Consider the following 15,675-nt stretch of genomic DNA (forward strand, 5'->3'; position numbering starts at 1 on the left):
AACTGGAACGGCTCTTGCACCGTTTTTTACCCTGCACCCTAATCTGCAAGAGTAAATAATGATGCAAAGTAACATGGCGCCGCTGGGAATGGCGGTAACGCCTCATCATCTGGCCAGCGAAAGTGCGCTGGCGGTGCTGCGTGAAGGCGGCAATGCGATTGAGGCGATGGTCGCGGCGGCGGCAACCATTGCGGTGGTCTATCCGCACATGAATGGGCTGGGTGGCGACGGCTTCTGGATGATCCTGCCGCCCGGCGGTGAACCGCTGGCGATTGATGCCAGCGGCGCAGCGGGATCGCTGGCGCACCCCGATTTTTATCACGGCGAAACCGCTATCCCGCATCGCGGGCCAAAGGCCGCACTGACGGTTGCCGGTACGGTCAGCGGCTGGTCAGAGGCGCTGCAATTTTCTGCTGAGCTGGGCGGACAGGCTTTGCCGCTGACTCGCCTGCTGCGCGATGCCATTCGATACGCCGCTGACGGCATTCCGGTGACGCAGTCACAGGCCAGTGCCACGGCCAGCAAGCTGGCTGAGCTGAGCGATCAGCCCGGCTTTGCTGCTACCTATTTACCGGATGGTCATGCGCCGCGCGCTGGCAGCCGGTTTATGCAGCCTGCGCTGGCGGCCACGCTAAGCCAGCTCTGTGAAGAGGGACTGGAAAGTTTTTATCGCGGCAACCTTGCGCGTCAGCTGGCGCGCGAGATGTCGCAGCTCGGCATGCCGATCACCCTGGATGATTTACACCATCATCAGGCTCAGCGCCGGACGCCACTACGGGTAACTCACAGCAGCGGCGAGATTTTTAATATGGCACCGCCGACACAGGGGCTGGTGTCGCTGGCGATTTTAGGCATCACCGATCATCTGGCGATGGCGGATGCAGATGATGCCGAAACCGTGCACCGTATCGTTGAGGCAACCAAAATCGCCTTTGGCCTGCGCGATCGCTATATCACCGATCCGCGGCATATGCAGGAAGATATGCAGACGCTGCTGGAGCCAGAGCGGCTGGCAGCGCTGGCCAGCGGCGTAAATGAACATCAGGCCGCGCCCTGGGGCACCGGGCGTGGGCCGGGCGACACGGTGTGGATGGGTGTGATGGATAGCAGCGGCCTGGCGGTCTCTTTTATTCAGAGCCTGTATCACGAGTTTGGTAGCGGCGTGGTGCTGCCGGAAAGCGGTATCACCTGGCAAAACCGCGGCGCGGCTTTTAGCCTGCAGCCGGATCACCTGCTGACGCTGGCGCCGGGTAAGCAGCCTTTTCACACCCTCAACCCGGCGGCAGCCCGCCTGCACGATGGCCGCACCATGGTATACGGCTCGATGGGCGGTGACGGCCAGCCGCAAACCCAGGCGGCGATTTTTACCCGCCACGTTATCCAGCACATGCCGCTGCAACAGGCAGTGAGCGCGCCGCGCTGGCTGCTGGGGCGGACCTGGGGTCAGGCATCTGACTCCCTGAAGCTGGAAAACCGCTTCGATCCAGTGGTGGCTCAGCGACTGCGTGACCGCGGCCATGAAGTGGAAATGTTGACCGATTACAGCGAAGCGGTGGGCCATGCCGGCGCCATCGTTCGTCACAACAACGGCATGCTGGAAGGCGCTTACGATCCGCGCAGTAACGGCAGCGCCGCCGGTTTCTGAGAGGAGTTATCATGCAACACAATGTTGACTGGGCCACCTACGTGGCGCAAATGGAACAGATCCTTGCGGTACCGCTGGATGAGGCGCGACGGGCCGAACTGCTGACGCAGTTTACCCGCATCGCTGCCATGGCCGAGCCGCTGATGGCCTTTCCGCTGGACGATAGACTGGAAGTTGCGGGGGTTTATCAGGCATGAATCTCGCCGCGCTAACTCTTGCTCAACTGCAGTCGGCGCAGAGCCGCGGCGAGTTGAGCGCCCGTGATATCGCTGAGCACACGCTACGCGCTATCGACATGCACAATCCGCAGATCAACGCCTGGACCACCGTTACCGGAGAAAGGCTGCTGCAGGAAGCGGATGCCGTTGATCGGCAGCGTCGCGCCGGGGCACCGCTCGGGCCGCTGGCCGGTATTCCCTATGCGGTAAAAAACCTGTTTGATGTGGCGGGCCACAGCACGCTGGCCGGAGCCAGCCTGTTCCGCGATCGGGCGGCGGCAACGCAGGATGCCTGGGCGGTTCGCCAGCTGCATGCCAGCGGCGCGCTGCTTACTGGCATGCTGAACATGGACGCCTACGCCTATGGGTTTACCACAGAAAACAGCCATTATGGCGCGACCCGCAATCCGCGTGACGTGACGCGCATCGCCGGGGGGTCGTCAGGCGGATCGGCCGCAGCGGTGGCCGCAGGCCTGGTACATTTCTCACTCGGCAGTGATACCAACGGTTCCATTCGCGTGCCCGCTTCACTGTGCGGCATTTTTGGCCTGAAGCCGACCTTTGGCCGCCTGTCGCGCAGCGGATCGCACCCCTTTGTTGCCAGCCTCGACCATATTGGCCCCTTTGCCCGCAACGCCAGCGATCTGGCACTGGTCTATGATGCGCTGCAAGGCCGTGACGCGCAGGATGTGTTCCAGGCTGATGCGCCAGGCGCGCCGGTGAGTGCCTCGCTGGAGAATGGGCTGGCGGGAATACGTTGCGGCGTGCTGGGCGGCTATTTTCAAACCTGGTGTGATGACGATGCACGCAATGCGGTAACACGGGCCGCCCAGGTGCTGGAAGCGAGCGAAACCGTGCTGCTGGCCGATGCCGAACTGTCACGATCCTCGGCGTTTATCATTACCGCATCAGAAGGCGGCAATCATTATCTGCCTGCCCTGCGTCGTTCACCCGAGCAGTTTGAGCCGCTGTCGCGTGAACGGCTGCTGGCCGGTGCCATGCTGCCTGCGGCCTGGTACGTGCAGGCGCAGCGTTTTCGTCGTCACGCCCAGCAGCAGATGCAGGCGCTGTTTCAGCAGGTCGACGTGCTGATTGCGCCCGCCACGCCCTGCAGCGCGACGCTGATTGGCCAGGAGACGATACGCATTAACGGCACCGATCTGCCGACGCGCGCCAATATGGGCATGCTGACTCAGCCGATCTCATTTTTAGGGCTGCCGGTAACCACCGTGCCGCTACAAACTGCCAGCGGCTTGCCGATCGGCCTGCAGCTTATCTCCGCGCCGTTTAAAGAGGAGATGGGCCTGCGCGTGGCGCGCGTACTGGAACAACGCGGGCTGGTTATGCCGCAACTCACTGCAGAAGGAGTCTGATATGCCAACAATCAATCAACCCGAGGTGCTGGCGGCGGTGACCGCGGCCTTTCAGCGCTACGAGCAGGCGCTGGTCAGCAATGATGTGGCGGTGCTGGATGAGCTGTTCTGGCACGATGCTCGCACGGTGCGGCTGGGGGCCGGAGAGAATCTCTACGGCATCGAAGAAATCCGTGCTTTTCGTCAGGCTCGCCCCGCGGCCGGTCTGGCACGCACGCTGCGCAATACGGTGATTACCACTTTCGGTGATGATTTTGCGGTCTGTAGCACGGAGTTTACCCGCGCAGGCAGCGATCGCATTGGTCGCCAGCAGCAGAGCTGGGTGCGAATGGCGGATGGCTGGCGCATTGTGGCCGCACAGGTCAGCCTGATGTCCTGAGCATAGCCGCGCTCAGGAGAAGCAGAGAAAACAATCCTGAGCAGGCGCTCAGGATTGGACCGTCTTATTCGCTGGTTGGCGCAGGATGATGCTGCAACCAGTGATCGGCAATCTGCTGGCGGCTGCAGATCCAGACGTTGTCGTGCTGCTGGATATAATCGAGGAAACGTTGCAGTGCACGAAAGCGCCCCGGACGGCCCAGCAGCCGACAGTGCATGCCCACTGACATCATTTTCGGTGCGGTATCCCCTTCGGCATAGAGCACGTCAAAGCTGTCTTTCAGGTAGGTATAAAACTGTTCGGCGGTGTTAAAGCCCTGTGGTGTGGCAAAGCGCATGTCATTGCATTCCAGCGTGTACGGAATGATCAGATGCGGTTTCACCGTGCCATCCTGGCAGGTAACCTGCGACCAGAACGGCAGATCGTCGCCATAGTAGTCGCTGTCATAGCTGAAACCGCCCTGCTCCACCACCAGCCGCCGCGTATTGGGGCTGTCGCGGCCGGTGTACCAGCCGGTCGGCGCCTTGCCAAACAGATCCTGCAATACGTCAACCGCCTGCTGCATGTGCTGACGTTCAGTTTTGGCATCCATCGCCTGATAATGGATCCAGCGCCAGCCATGGCTGACCACGTCGTAATCGGCCGCCTTGATCGCCGCAACGATATCGGGATGACGTGCCAGTGCCATCGCCACGCCAAAGACGCTCAGCGGCAGGCCGCGCGCCTGAAACTCGTTGTGAATGCGCCAGAAACCTGCGCGGGAACCGTATTCATAAAGCGACTCCATCGACATGTGCCGATCGGGATAGCTCGCCGCGCCGATAATATCGGACAGGAACTGCTCGGAACCGGCGTCGCCGTGCAGCACGTTGTTTTCCGCACCCTCTTCGTAATTCAGTACAAACTGAACGGCAATTTTCGCCTGATTTGGCCAGGCAGCGTGTGGCGGATTGCCTGCATAGCCACGCAGATCGCGCGGATAGTTTTTGTTGAAGCTGTACTCACGTTTTTCCTGACTGTCGCTCATATCAATTTTCCTGTCTGCACGCCGGGACATGCCTGTTAGTTTAGGTGCTCAAAGGCGCCGGTCATGGTTTTTCTCAGCGGCCAGGCTAAATCGCCCTGCTTGCTGGTGGATAATCCGAGGCCGATCAGCGCCTCCACCATTTTTACCGCTGCGCTAACGCCATCGATGATCGGCACGCCAAGCTCCTGCGTCAGATCGCGCGCCAGCGAGGCCATGCCGCCGCAACCCAGCACGATTGCGCCGCAGCCATCTTCACGCAGCGCCTGTATACAACGCTGCCGCACTTTTTCCTGTGCAATGCCACTGCCATCTTCCAGCGCCAGCACCGGCAGATCGATAGCATGCAGCGCCGCGCAGTGGTGCTCAAAACCGTATTGCCGCAGCAGATGGCGCGCGATGACCAGCGTGCGCGGCAAGGTGGTCACCACGGTAAAACGCGTCGCCACCAGCGTTGCCATGTGCATTGCTGCTTCGGCGATGCCAATCACCGGCCCACGCGCCAGCTCGCGTGCCGCCAGCAGACCCGGATCGCCAAAGCAGGCAATGACATGACCATCGACGCCCTGTGCTTTGCCACGATTAATCTGCTCCAGCACACCCACCGCGGCGATCGCCTCATCAAAATGGCCTTCGATCGACGGCACGCCCTGTGCGGCAGACACCGCGATAATCTCGGTGCCGGGTGCCGCTACGGCGCGCGCGGCGGTGGCGATGGTGGCGGTCATCGCGTCGCTGGTATTGGGATTAATGACTTGAATCACGCTCATTTCGCGGCTCCTTGTGAGGCAAAAATACGATCAAAATCGGGCAGCGTATCGCCATCGCGTTCAAAGCGTAGACTGGCCACGATATGCGAAAAGTGTTGCTGCAAGGTGTCAGTCAGCGCCGGTAGCGCCTTTTTACGCAGCAACGTCAGGAGCTGTTCATGATCGTGGCAGCGACAGCCCTGCTGCCATGGCGCGCCCCAGGCAGCAATCACCAGCGACGAGCGCTGGCTCAAACGGGTGACCAGGTCGGTCAATACCTGATTCCCCGCGATGGCCTGCAGCTGGATATGAAAGGCGGCTGAGCAGCGAATGGCTGCGGCACCATCGTGCGCATCATGGGCGCGCTGTTCCTGACGGATCAGCTTGTCCAGCGCCACCAGATGCGGCGGCTGCAAATGTGCCAGCACCGCAGGCAGATTGGCGCACTCCAGCAGACTGCGGGTGGCAAAGATCTCTCTGGCTTCATCCACCGCCGGGGTGGCGACCTGTGCACCACGTTTGGGCGTCAGCGTCACCATTTGCACTGCGGCAAGGCGCTGCAGCACTTTGCGAATGCCGGTCCGGCTAATACCAAAAACCGCTGACAACGCCTCTTCCGGCAGTTTGCTTCCCGGCGGCAGCTGGTGCTCAACAATGGCGTTCATCAAAGCCTGATAGATAGGTTCATCTTTATCAGCCAGATCGGACGCGGTTCTGAGGCTAACTTCACTCTTCATGACCTGCTCCATAAAGTAAGGTTTTGTCATCCATCGTATACAAGGAGAGGATAATCGGTATACAAAACCAGAAGGTTGGCCTGGATCCTGCAATACCGTTGCATATCGTTATTATCCAATGAGTGTAAGGAGCAGTTTTCATGCCACATCATTCCTCTGACCGCATAAAAGTCGTAAATAGTGATGCACATTACAGCCCGCGCCTCTGCAATGAGGACCTGGCGCCTACCCGTAATCAAACCTGGAACTGGTACAACATCTTTTCTTTCTGGATGTCCGATGTACACAGCATGGGCGGTTATGTGGTTGCCGCCAGCTTCTTTACGCTGGGACTGGCCAGCTGGCAGGTGCTGCTCTGTTTGCTGATTGGTATCTGTATTGTGCAGGTGTGCGCTAACCTGGTGGCGAAGCCGAGCCAGATGGCAGGCGTGCCCTATGCGGTGATTTGTCGTCAGGCGTTTGGCGTGTTCGGTGCCAATATTCCGGCGGTGATCCGCGGGCTGATCGCCTTTGCCTGGTACGGCATTCAGACCTATCTGGCGGCCAACGCATTGATGCTGGTGATGCTGAAATTCTGGCCTGCGCTGCACAGTTTGACGCTGGGCGGCTGGCTGGGCCTCTCCCCGCTGGGTTGGATCTGCTTTGGCGTGATGTGGTTGCTGCAGGCGATGGTGTTCTGGCACGGCATGAATGCGATCAAACGCTTTATCGATGTAGCAGGACCGGCGGTATATGTGGTGATGGTGGCGCTGGCCGGATGGATTGTATACAAAACCGGCTTCGACGGCATTTCGTTTACCCTCGCCAGCAAATCGCTGACCACCGGTGAACAGACCTGGCAGATGATCACCGCAACCGCGCTGGTGGTCTCCTACTTCTCTGGCCCGCTGCTTAACTTTGGCGATTTTTCGCGCTATGGCAAAAGCATGGGCGAAATTCGTCGTGGCAACCGCTGGGGCTTGCCGTTTAACTTCCTGCTGTTTTCTATCGTGACCGTGGTGATCGTCTCCGGTAGCCAGTCGCTGTTTGGCCGCATGATTACCGATCCGATTGAAACGGTAAGCATGGTCGGCAACGATGTGGCGGTGGCGCTGGGGCTGCTAACGATGATCATCGCGACCATCGGTATCAATATCGTCGCCAACTTTGTGTCGCCTGCGTTTGATTTCTCAAACTGCTCACCGCAAAAAATCAGCTTCCGCACCGGCGGCATGATCGCCGCGGTAGGATCGGTGCTGCTAACGCCGTGGAACCTGTTTCAGTCGCCTGAGCTGATCCATTACACGCTTGATGTGCTCGGATCGTTTATTGGACCGCTGTTTGGCATTCTGCTGGCGGATTTTTATCTGATTAAGCGCGGCCGGATCTACGTCGATGAGTTGTTCAATGATACGCCGCAGGGTCGTTACTGGTATCGCGGTGGGTTTAATCCAAAAGCGATTGCCGTACTGCTGCCGTCGGTAGGGATTTGCCTGATCATCAGCTTTATTCCGTCACTGCATGGTTTGGCTAATTTCAGCTGGTTTATCGGCGCGGCGCTGGGTGCCGGATGCTATCGCTGGATAGCGCGTGATGAGCGGGAAGCGTTGCCAGCGGCGGGCTATAACACGCAGCCAGTATTGCAGAAGGACTAAAACGACAAAAGGCCGATTCATTACTGAATCGGCCTCTCTTAAAGCTTGGCGGAACGGACGGGGCTCGAACCCGCGACCCCCTGCGTGACAGGCAGGTATTCTAACCAACTGAACTACCGCTCCGCGCTGTGTTCCCCGTCGGGAACGAGGCGCATATTAAGGGCAGTCAGCGATATCGTCAACGCTTTTTATTAGCCAAAGACGCGTTTGCTTCTTTTTTCAGCGCAACGCAGATAACCCGTCCAAAAAGCGCGTGCTTAGCCGCGCCACAGGCAACTGCCGCCCTTCTTCTGCACCAGATCAAGACGCTGCTCATGTGCCATCGTCTCTTCATCGGATGCGTGGATAACCCTGAGTGCCGACGCTGGACGCGCAATGCGCTGAATGGTCTCGCCGTTGCTTCCCTGGCGGTCGCTTTCATGGGCAAATGCCAGCGAGGTTTGCCCGCCGGTCATCATCAGAAAAACGTCAGACAGGATCTCGGCATCGAGCAGTGCGCCGTGCAGCGTACGCTTGCTGTTATCAATCTCATAGCGCGAGCAGAGCGCATCAAGGCTGTTGCGCTTGCCTGGAAACATTTTGCGCGCCATCGCCAGGCTATCGGTGATCTTGCAGAAGGTTTCCGTTTTACCGATGCCGCGGTTCAGCATGCCGAACTCGTAATCCATAAAGCCGATATCAAACGACGCGTTATGAATCACCAACTCGGCACCGCGAATGTAATCGAGAAATTCATCAACAATGTCGCCGAACATCGGCTTATCGGCGAGAAACTCATCGGCGATACCGTGGACGCCAAATGCTTCCGGATCCACCAGCCGATCGGGCTTCAGATACATATGAAAGTTGTTGCCGGTTAACCGGCGATTGATCACTTCAACCGCACCGATCTCAATGATGCGGTGCCCTTCATAGTGCACGCCGATCATGTTCATACCGGTGGTTTCTGTATCGAGAATTATCTGGCGGTTATTTGCAGTGCTCATAGGACCTGTTTTATGTCAGACTTGGCGTTTTTTCTGAAGGAAGTCTACCAGAGATGCGCAAACAGGTAGAAATTTTCACCGACGGTTCCTGCCTCGGTAATCCCGGTCCCGGCGGGTATGGCGCGATTGTGCGCTATCAGCAGCACGAAAAAACCTTTAGCGCGGGCTACCATCTGACCACTAACAACCGGATGGAGCTGATGGCGGCGATTGTAGCGCTGGAAGCGCTGACGCAGCCGTGTGAAGTGGTGCTGAGCACTGACAGCCAGTATGTCCGTCAGGGCATTACCAGTTGGATTCATAACTGGAAAAAACGCGGCTGGAAAACCGCCGATAAAAAGCCGGTGAAAAACGTTGACCTGTGGAAACGGCTGGATACGGCGCTAAGCCATCATGAAATTCGCTGGGAATGGGTAAAAGGCCACGCCGGTCATCCTGAAAACGAACGCTGTGATGAGCTGGCGCGTTCCGCAGCGGAAAATCCGGCGTTTGAGGATATTGGCTATCAACCAGCGTTCTGATCGTTACGCTGCCGAAACTGCCGCGTCGCGCTGGCGGTCTGCCGGATAGGCGCAGCAGAGCGCGCTTTTTTCGCTGGCGTTAAGGTCAGCGGGAAGGTGCGCTTGCGGGCAACCGCAATATTCAGGCAGCCCAGCGCCGGCAAATGCGCACTGATCATCTTCCCGCCCTGACGATTCCACGGCACCACCTGAAAGCGCGTGCGATAAATCACTTCATAATTGAGCACGCCCAGCCAGTCGAGCAGCCGCATCTGGCTGAACATTCTGCCGCTGCAGGGCGCACGACTACGCAAACCGGGCACCGCCTTCCCCATGCCTAACAGGCTGAACGGATTGAAGCCGCTGATCACCAGCCAGCCATCATCAATTAATACGCGATCGGCCTCACGCAGAATACGATGGGGATCCTGACTCCAGGTAAGCGTATGGGCTAACAAACAGGCATCAATGGATTTCGCTTCAAACGGTAACTGTAACGGACTCGCTTGCACATGTAGTGAGCTTGCTGCGCTGCCCACATTAACCTGATGGGAAATGGCGCAGGAGCGGGTATCAATCTCCGCGCTCAGATCACCGATTTTAAGCATATGAAAACCGTAGAGTTTTGCAAAGCAAGGCTGCAGATGTTGGTTCAGCGCATCACGAAAGAATTCGCCCCAGGGCATATCACGCCATGCGTGCGGCGCGGTGAGAATTTGCTGTGTTTTAGCCGGCTTCATGCTTTACCATCGTTGTTTTCCTGAGCCTGCAAGAGGTATTTATGAATCTTATCAGTATTCCCGCCCTACAAGATAATTACATCTGGATTTTGCACGACGAGCAGAATCGCTGTCTGATTGTCGATCCGGGCGAAGCCGATCCGGTACTGGCCGCCATCGAGCAGCATGGCTGGCAACCCCATGCCATCCTGCTGACGCACCATCATGGCGACCATGTTGATGGCGTAAAAAAACTCTGCGCGACCTTCCCCGATCTGGTGGTCTATGGCCCGCAAGAAACACAAGATAAGGGTGCAACGACCATCGTCAGTGAAGGCGATAAGGTCGCTATTTTGGGCTGCGAATTTAGTGTTATCTTCACCCCCGGACATACTTTAGGACATATCTCATATTACAGCTCGCCTTATCTTTTTAGCGGCGATACGATATTTTCTGCCGGTTGCGGTCGTCTTTTCGAAGGCACAGCAGAACAAATGTATGAGTCTTTTCAGAAACTTAATGATTTACCGGCTGACACAATCATTTGCGCTGCTCATGAATACACGTTATCTAACTTAAACTTTGCACGCACAATTTTGCCTGAAGATAGCGTAATTAATGCCTATTACCGGGAAATTAAGGAGTTACGCGCCAAAAACGGCAGCAGTTTACCCACAAAACTGGCGCACGAAAGGCAAATAAATTTATTTTTGAGAACGCAAGATGCTGATTTGCAAAGGGCTATTGGCTTCGATGTGCCACCGCAGCATCCATGGGACGTTTTTGCCTTATTACGGCAGAAGAAGGATCGTTCCTGATTTTTAAGGTTGTGTTGTCAGGAGTGAGCACGTATAGTTGCTCGTCTTTTAAGCGAACTATTGACACACATATGAAGGCAACAGCGATATTTCTCGCCTCTGTCTTGCTGGTGGGTTGTCAGGCATCACGGAATGACGCCGGTCCCGAACAGCACGCACAGAGTTTGTCCTCAGCTGGTCAAAGTGAAAACGAAAAGTACGCAGATCGATTATTGTCGCCGCGTTGGCAGGATGATGGAACCCGCCTCGGCCAGAACAATGATCTGTGGAGTTTCGTTACTGACGAGCTGAAGATGCAGATTCCGGAAAATCCCCGGATACGCGAGCAAAAACAGAAGTACCTGAAGAACAAGAGCTATCTCCACGATGTAACATTACGGGCAGAGCCGTATATGTACTGGATTGTCGAGCAGATTAAGCAACGCAAAATGCCGATGGAACTGGTACTGCTACCCATAGTGGAGAGCGCTTTTGACCCCCACGCGACATCCGCCGCAAATGCCGCAGGCATCTGGCAGATTGTCCCGAGCACGGGGCGTAATTATGGTCTTAAGCAGACCAAATGGTATGACGGCCGACGCGATATTGTCGCCTCGACCAAGGTTGCGCTGGATATGATGCAGCGCCTTAACGGCATGTTTGATGGCGACTGGCTACTTACCGTAGCGGCCTATAACAGCGGTGAAGGACGCGTGCTGAAAGCGATGAAACAGAACAAGGCTCAGGGTAAACCTACCGACTTCTGGCATCTGTCGCTACCGCGTGAAACCACGGTTTATGTACCGAAGATGCTGGCGTTAGGCGAGCTTCTGAAAAACAACAAGCGATATGGTATTCGACTGCCAACGTCTAACGAAAGTCGTGCGCTGGCGCGGGTTGAAGTAGGACAGCAGATCGAGTTGACTCAGGCGGCAGAAATGGCCGGCATGTCCTTGACCAAGCTGAAAAGTTTTAACACGGGTTATACGCGTGGTAAAACAGCGCCAAACGGTCCGCACTATATTATGGTGCCAAAATCGAATGTCGCTAAGCTACGCAACTCGCTGGCTTCCGGCGATATTGCTGCGGTACAACCCACTGAGTTGGCGAAAGCCACCAGTGCTGGCGGCTATAAAGTCCGTACGGGCGATACCCTTTCTGGTATAGCCAGTAAGCTGGGCGTGACGGTACAGGATCTCAAGCAGATGAACAGTCTGCGCGGAGCTGATATTCGTCCGGGCCAGACGTTGAACACCAGCGCGACAGACAGTGCTGAGTTAGCTGATAACGGCAACAGCATCACCTACAAGGTCCAGAAGGGTGATTCTCTTGCCAGTATTGCCCGCCGTCATAACGTCAATATCAAAGACGTGCTGCGGTGGAATGGCGTGGTTAACAATGCTAAAAACATTCAACCAGGCGATAAGCTAACGTTATTTGTAGACAACAATGCAACGCCAGATAGCTAAAAGCGAAAGGCTGACTCAACGTCAGCCTTTTCTTTTTTCTTCATTTTCCCCTCCTGCCCTGCCACTGCCGTTTCATTTTTTGTAACAATGCCGTTACCAAAGATAGCGTGACACAGATCATTTATCATACGATTGATACTTGTATGGTAGAACATCTCTGCTCAGGATAAACAACACTGGCAGAGTCGCTTGATAACAATATAAGCCGATAGCGCCACAGGATGCGCCAAATACTCTGATAATAAGGCGCTTCACGTCATCATACGACGTTTTCAAAGGCAGGGTCTTCTATGTCACACATACAACAACCTCAAAAAACGCCAAAGCCCGCACGTGCCCGCATGATTCCTCGCGCCCATCCGATCTCCTGGTGGATGCTGGTAATCACAACGCTGGCCATTCTCATGAACTCGATTGACCGCATTATTCTTCCTACCCTGCTGCCGGCGATTATGCAGGATTTCAATCTCACTGAAATGCAGGCTGGCTGGATAAATTCTCTCAGCTTCTTCGGCACGCTTGCCGGTGCAGTGCTTTTTGGTTTCCTCTCCGACTATATCGGCACCGGTTACAGGCGTTGCTACAGCTGGTGCCTGGCGGTTCTCGTAGAGATTGTATCCGGCGTCGCGACGGCCTTCTGCAAGACGCTGATCGCCTTTCAGGCGCTGCGTGTGTTGATGGGAATGGGCACAGGTGGCTCTGAGCCGATTAATGTCGCGCTACTGGGCGAATGGTGGCAAAAAGAGAACCGGGGATTCGCCATTGGCGTTCACCATACCGGCTTTCCGCTTGGCCAGTTCGTGGGTCCACTGCTCATCGCTGCCATTCTTAGCTTTGGCAGCTGGCGCCAGGCTTTCCTGTTTATTCCACTTATTGGCCTGATTATTGTGGTTCTGCAATTAATTGTTGGCACCAAAAAGAACCATCAAAAGGTTTTCAGCTGGATAGATGAAAATAACCTGACGCGCCCGATTGCCGCTCAGCCAAAGAAGATGAGCATCGCGTCATCTTTTAGCTGCCTTAAAAACCGTAATTGCCTGTTAGCGATTGCGCTGGTTTTTGGCTTTACCTGGGCAGAAATGGGCATCGCTAATTTTCTGACCCTGCAACTGACTCGCGAAGTGCATTTAGATCTCTCTACCGCGGCGATCATTTCAGGTGCTTCTGGGCTGACAGGCTGGATAGGACAGATTGTCTGGGGTGGCTTTTCTGATGTCAGGGGGCGTAAATCATCGCTCGGCATTATTATCGCAGGCTGGATAGTGGCCAGTGCTTTGTGCGCCTTTATCCATACGGCAATGCTGGGCTGGATCATTCTGATCTTTTGGGGCCTGTTCCGCAACTCGCCTTATCCGGTAGCCTATGCGCTACTGATCGATTCTGCGCCTCAGGCGGCTGCATCAAGTATGGGTTTAATGATTGGCCTTGCCGTTGGCATCGCAGGCATTCTGGTTGCGCCAGTTAGCGGATGGATAATTCACAGCTGGGGCTTTAACGTCCATTATGCGGTAGTTGTCGGCGTACTGCTGCTCTCCTGCATCCCACTTTGCTTTATCAGAGAAACCGTTCACCTTAAAGAGGAGGTAAAATGAATCTGCCATTACTTCTGCGCAACAGTCAGATCGTTGAATTGAGCCATCTCTACGAAGAGAATATGCCGGTCTGGCCGTCACATCCAAAATTCATTCGTGCCACCGCTGAAAGCTATGCGGCGGGAGACGGCAACTACAACAACCAACTCCTTATGGGCGACCATTGTGGTACCCATGTTGATTCCCCTGCGCATTTTATTCCTGATGGTAAAACCATTGAGGAGATCGACGTGCGCCAGTTGCTGGGGCGCGGTATTTGCATTGATGTGTCTTCTACGCCAGCAGCAGCTGAATTTGGTATCAGTGAGATGCAGGCATGGGAGCAGAGCCATGGTGAAGTTGCGGCAGGCGACATTGTGATTTTTCGCACCGGCTATCATAACAAATGGCGGCTCAGGCCCGACCATGCTCCGTTCCTTGCGGACTGGCCTGGCTTATCGGCAGCTGGCGCGCGCTGGCTGGGAGAGAAAAAGGTGAAAGTAGTAGGGACCGATGCGATGTCGATAGATGCATGGTCGAATCATCACTATCCGGTACATCAGGCCTTGCTGGGTTCGGATAGTCTGATTATAGAGAATCTTGCTAATCTTGCTCGACTACCGCCGATCTTTACCTTTATCGCCCTGCCCTTGAGGATCGCTGGCGGATCGGCATCCCCGGTCAGAGCGATCGCCTTAGTGGAATAACGGCGGTTTACAAGATAGCAGTGCGGTTGGGATGGAACTCAACCAGCAAGGGATTGTGATCGGAGGCACGAGTGACCAGAACGGATGCTGCTTTCACCTCCATACCCCGATAAAAAATGAAATCCAGCGGCCTGCCAAACGCTTTACGGCGGTGATCGTCGGTGAACATGACTTCATCCAGCCCCATCTCCCGGGCAAACTGATACAACGCATTAATGCGCTGGCGGCTCCAGGCATTGAAATCGCCAGCCATAATCACCGGCCCTGTGTGATGGATTATCTGCTCGCCTATCGGTCCTAGCTGCTTACTGTAAACGTCGATGCCAAGACTAAAGTTGACCGCGTGGATATTGACCACCATTAACATTTGTTTGGTCGGCAACGGATACGCAGTAACCAGAGCTGATTTGGCCAGACGCAGCAGGGGCTCACGTTCACGTAAAGGGCAGCAGTAAACAGGATGCGCGGAAGCAAGCGTCATCACACCAGAGGGATGCTGCGGCAATACAAAAGCAGGCACCTGATCGGCGGCCAAATAGTTGGAAGTCGCAAAATCTATTAGTTCTGGCGTAGTTTGCGCCTCCTGAAGTAAAACCAGGTGAGCATCTTTGCCAAAATTTTGCAGAACCGACAGCCATTCAGCGCGTTGCTGCTTAAAAATATTCCAGACCAGTACTTTTAGCGTGTCTTCAGCAGGAAGAGGCTCACCTGGCGGCAGTGCTTGCCCGACGTGTAGCATCGCACCAGGAGGAAAAATTCTCTCGACTGGCTGTCCTGCTACATAGCGCATGGCATAGGTTTTCTTTCGCACGTGACCCACTGAACCTTAAATTAACTTACTGATGATCAGTTATAGGGGCTTTAATCTTTACTTTCAATCTATGAGGTTCAATTAGCAGAGCAATCGCGCAAGTAAATGTTTCTGCTCGCTGCTTTTGTTGACGATTACAGGATTTTATCGCTGAGAAACAGCTTAAATTGGCGGGTCAGCAGATTTTATAGTAAAACGCTGTTTGATGAGGCTGGTTAAAAATGAGGCGGAGCAGTGTGATCTCTTCAAAAAAACAAATAAAAAAAAAGCCCTGACATCATTGTCAGGGCCTCTCTATTTAGTGGCGGAACGGACGGGGCTCGAACCCGCGACCCCCTGCGTGACAGGCAGGTATT

General features: G+C 55.5%; 16 protein-coding genes and 1 tRNA gene. 10 read left to right on the forward strand and 7 right to left on the reverse strand.

All coding sequences use genetic code 11. The features are described 5' to 3' along the window. Positions 1–58 precede the first annotated feature (58 nt). From ACJY2L_RS19630 to hpxZ, 4 genes are read left to right on the forward strand one after another with little or no spacing between them, the layout of a single operon-like run. A complete protein-coding gene (locus ACJY2L_RS19630) occupies positions 59–1,645 on the forward strand; it encodes a gamma-glutamyltransferase family protein (protein ID WP_439214545.1) in 1,587 nt (528 codons plus the stop codon). Positions 1,646–1,656: 11 nt separating this feature from the next. Then, positions 1,657–1,842: an oxalurate catabolism protein HpxX gene (gene hpxX, locus ACJY2L_RS19635; protein ID WP_067428184.1), complete on the forward strand. Its 186-nt coding sequence runs from the start codon at positions 1,657–1,659 to the stop codon at positions 1,840–1,842. Continuing rightward, positions 1,839–3,236, forward strand: a complete 1,398-nt coding sequence (locus tag ACJY2L_RS19640) for an AtzE family amidohydrolase (protein WP_439214547.1) — start codon at positions 1,839–1,841, stop codon at positions 3,234–3,236. Before hpxX ends, ACJY2L_RS19640 begins: the two co-directional genes overlap by 4 nt. 1 nt (position 3,237) lies before the next feature. After that, positions 3,238–3,615, forward strand: a complete 378-nt coding sequence (hpxZ, locus tag ACJY2L_RS19645; protein ID WP_439214549.1) for an oxalurate catabolism protein HpxZ — start codon at positions 3,238–3,240, stop codon at positions 3,613–3,615. 64 nt (positions 3,616–3,679) lie between these two features. Here hpxZ and puuE read toward each other — a convergent pair whose 3' ends face one another. From puuE to ACJY2L_RS19660, 3 genes are read right to left on the reverse strand one after another with little or no spacing between them, the layout of a single operon-like run. Then, a complete protein-coding gene (gene puuE / locus ACJY2L_RS19650) occupies positions 3,680–4,642 on the reverse strand; it encodes an allantoinase PuuE (RefSeq protein ID WP_209500501.1) in 963 nt (320 codons plus the stop codon). A gap of 35 nt (positions 4,643–4,677) precedes the next feature. Then, positions 4,678–5,409, reverse strand: coding sequence for an allantoin racemase (gene hpxA, locus ACJY2L_RS19655; RefSeq protein ID WP_439214551.1), 732 nt, complete (start codon positions 5,407–5,409; stop codon positions 4,678–4,680). Continuing rightward, complete coding sequence (locus ACJY2L_RS19660; protein WP_187487804.1) at positions 5,406–6,125, reverse strand: GntR family transcriptional regulator; 720 nt, start codon at positions 6,123–6,125, stop codon at positions 5,406–5,408. The genes hpxA and ACJY2L_RS19660 overlap by 4 nt, the downstream gene beginning before the upstream one ends. A gap of 140 nt (positions 6,126–6,265) precedes the next feature. On the opposite strand from ACJY2L_RS19660, the gene ACJY2L_RS19665 reads away from it, so the two are divergent. Beyond that, positions 6,266–7,759 carry an NCS1 family nucleobase:cation symporter-1 gene (locus ACJY2L_RS19665; RefSeq protein ID WP_439214553.1) on the forward strand — a complete coding sequence of 498 codons (1,494 nt, stop codon included), beginning with the start codon at positions 6,266–6,268 and terminating at the stop codon, positions 7,757–7,759. A gap of 46 nt (positions 7,760–7,805) precedes the next feature. Here the strand turns inward: ACJY2L_RS19665 and ACJY2L_RS19670 are convergent. Continuing rightward, a tRNA-Asp gene (locus ACJY2L_RS19670) sits at positions 7,806–7,882 on the reverse strand. Between the two features lie 134 nt (positions 7,883–8,016). After that, positions 8,017–8,745 (reverse strand): DNA polymerase III subunit epsilon, encoded by a 729-nt coding sequence (gene dnaQ / locus ACJY2L_RS19675; RefSeq protein ID WP_067428168.1) that lies wholly within the window; start codon positions 8,743–8,745, stop codon positions 8,017–8,019. A gap of 53 nt (positions 8,746–8,798) precedes the next feature. On the opposite strand from dnaQ, the gene rnhA reads away from it, so the two are divergent. Next, complete coding sequence (gene rnhA, locus ACJY2L_RS19680) at positions 8,799–9,266, forward strand: ribonuclease HI (protein ID WP_439214555.1); 468 nt, start codon at positions 8,799–8,801, stop codon at positions 9,264–9,266. Here rnhA and ACJY2L_RS19685 read toward each other — a convergent pair. Then, positions 9,251–9,985, reverse strand: a complete 735-nt coding sequence (locus tag ACJY2L_RS19685; RefSeq protein ID WP_439214557.1) for a class I SAM-dependent methyltransferase — start codon at positions 9,983–9,985, stop codon at positions 9,251–9,253. The two genes, rnhA and ACJY2L_RS19685, sit on opposite strands and share 16 nt — an antisense overlap. Before the next feature lie 41 nt (positions 9,986–10,026). On the opposite strand from ACJY2L_RS19685, the gene gloB reads away from it, so the two are divergent. The 4 genes from gloB (at position 10,027) to ACJY2L_RS19705 (ending at position 14,508) form a co-directional block, all read left to right on the forward strand. Next, positions 10,027–10,782 carry a hydroxyacylglutathione hydrolase gene (gloB, locus tag ACJY2L_RS19690; protein WP_187487801.1) on the forward strand — a complete coding sequence of 252 codons (756 nt, stop codon included), beginning with the start codon at positions 10,027–10,029 and terminating at the stop codon, positions 10,780–10,782. Between the two features lie 71 nt (positions 10,783–10,853). Next, positions 10,854–12,230 carry a murein transglycosylase D gene (mltD, locus tag ACJY2L_RS19695; protein ID WP_067428159.1) on the forward strand — a complete coding sequence of 459 codons (1,377 nt, stop codon included), beginning with the start codon at positions 10,854–10,856 and terminating at the stop codon, positions 12,228–12,230. Between the two features lie 290 nt (positions 12,231–12,520). Further along, the gene (locus ACJY2L_RS19700; protein ID WP_439214559.1) at positions 12,521–13,822 is read left to right on the forward strand and encodes an MFS transporter; all 1,302 of its coding nucleotides are present in this window, start codon (positions 12,521–12,523) and stop codon (positions 13,820–13,822) included. Next, positions 13,819–14,508, forward strand: coding sequence for a cyclase family protein (locus tag ACJY2L_RS19705; RefSeq protein ID WP_439214561.1), 690 nt, complete (start codon positions 13,819–13,821; stop codon positions 14,506–14,508). The genes ACJY2L_RS19700 and ACJY2L_RS19705 overlap by 4 nt, the downstream gene beginning before the upstream one ends. Positions 14,509–14,515: 7 nt before the next feature. Here the strand turns inward: ACJY2L_RS19705 and ACJY2L_RS19710 are convergent, their stop codons facing one another. Then, entirely contained in the window at positions 14,516–15,319 is an 804-nt protein-coding gene (locus ACJY2L_RS19710) for an endonuclease/exonuclease/phosphatase family protein (RefSeq protein WP_067428153.1), read from the reverse strand. Between the last annotated feature and the right edge of the window lie 356 nt (positions 15,320–15,675).

Origin of the sequence: Duffyella sp. Ts4, assembly GCF_051851875.1 — a bacterium.
GTDB lineage: Bacteria > Pseudomonadota > Gammaproteobacteria > Enterobacterales > Enterobacteriaceae > Duffyella > Duffyella gerundensis.

Excerpts from the sequence above, each read along its gene's own strand:
- mltD (WP_067428159.1), top strand. The coding sequence starts at position 10,854 with ATGAAGGCAACAGCGATATTTCTCGCCTCTGTCTTGCTGGTGGGTTGT.
- ACJY2L_RS19700 (WP_439214559.1), top strand. The coding sequence starts at position 12,521 with ATGTCACACATACAACAACCTCAAAAAACGCCAAAGCCCGCACGTGCC.
- hpxA (WP_439214551.1), bottom strand. The coding sequence starts at position 5,409 with ATGAGCGTGATTCAAGTCATTAATCCCAATACCAGCGACGCGATGACC.
- ACJY2L_RS19660 (WP_187487804.1), bottom strand. The coding sequence starts at position 6,125 with ATGAAGAGTGAAGTTAGCCTCAGAACCGCGTCCGATCTGGCTGATAAA.
- hpxX (WP_067428184.1), top strand. The coding sequence starts at position 1,657 with ATGCAACACAATGTTGACTGGGCCACCTACGTGGCGCAAATGGAACAG.
- ACJY2L_RS19665 (WP_439214553.1), top strand. The coding sequence starts at position 6,266 with ATGCCACATCATTCCTCTGACCGCATAAAAGTCGTAAATAGTGATGCA.
- ACJY2L_RS19685 (WP_439214557.1), bottom strand. The coding sequence starts at position 9,985 with ATGAAGCCGGCTAAAACACAGCAAATTCTCACCGCGCCGCACGCATGG.
- rnhA (WP_439214555.1), top strand. The coding sequence starts at position 8,799 with ATGCGCAAACAGGTAGAAATTTTCACCGACGGTTCCTGCCTCGGTAAT.
- ACJY2L_RS19705 (WP_439214561.1), top strand. The coding sequence starts at position 13,819 with ATGAATCTGCCATTACTTCTGCGCAACAGTCAGATCGTTGAATTGAGC.
- hpxZ (WP_439214549.1), top strand. The coding sequence starts at position 3,238 with ATGCCAACAATCAATCAACCCGAGGTGCTGGCGGCGGTGACCGCGGCC.
- dnaQ (WP_067428168.1), bottom strand. The coding sequence starts at position 8,745 with ATGAGCACTGCAAATAACCGCCAGATAATTCTCGATACAGAAACCACC.
- gloB (WP_187487801.1), top strand. The coding sequence starts at position 10,027 with ATGAATCTTATCAGTATTCCCGCCCTACAAGATAATTACATCTGGATT.
- puuE (WP_209500501.1), bottom strand. The coding sequence starts at position 4,642 with ATGAGCGACAGTCAGGAAAAACGTGAGTACAGCTTCAACAAAAACTAT.
- ACJY2L_RS19630 (WP_439214545.1), top strand. The coding sequence starts at position 59 with ATGATGCAAAGTAACATGGCGCCGCTGGGAATGGCGGTAACGCCTCAT.
- ACJY2L_RS19640 (WP_439214547.1), top strand. The coding sequence starts at position 1,839 with ATGAATCTCGCCGCGCTAACTCTTGCTCAACTGCAGTCGGCGCAGAGC.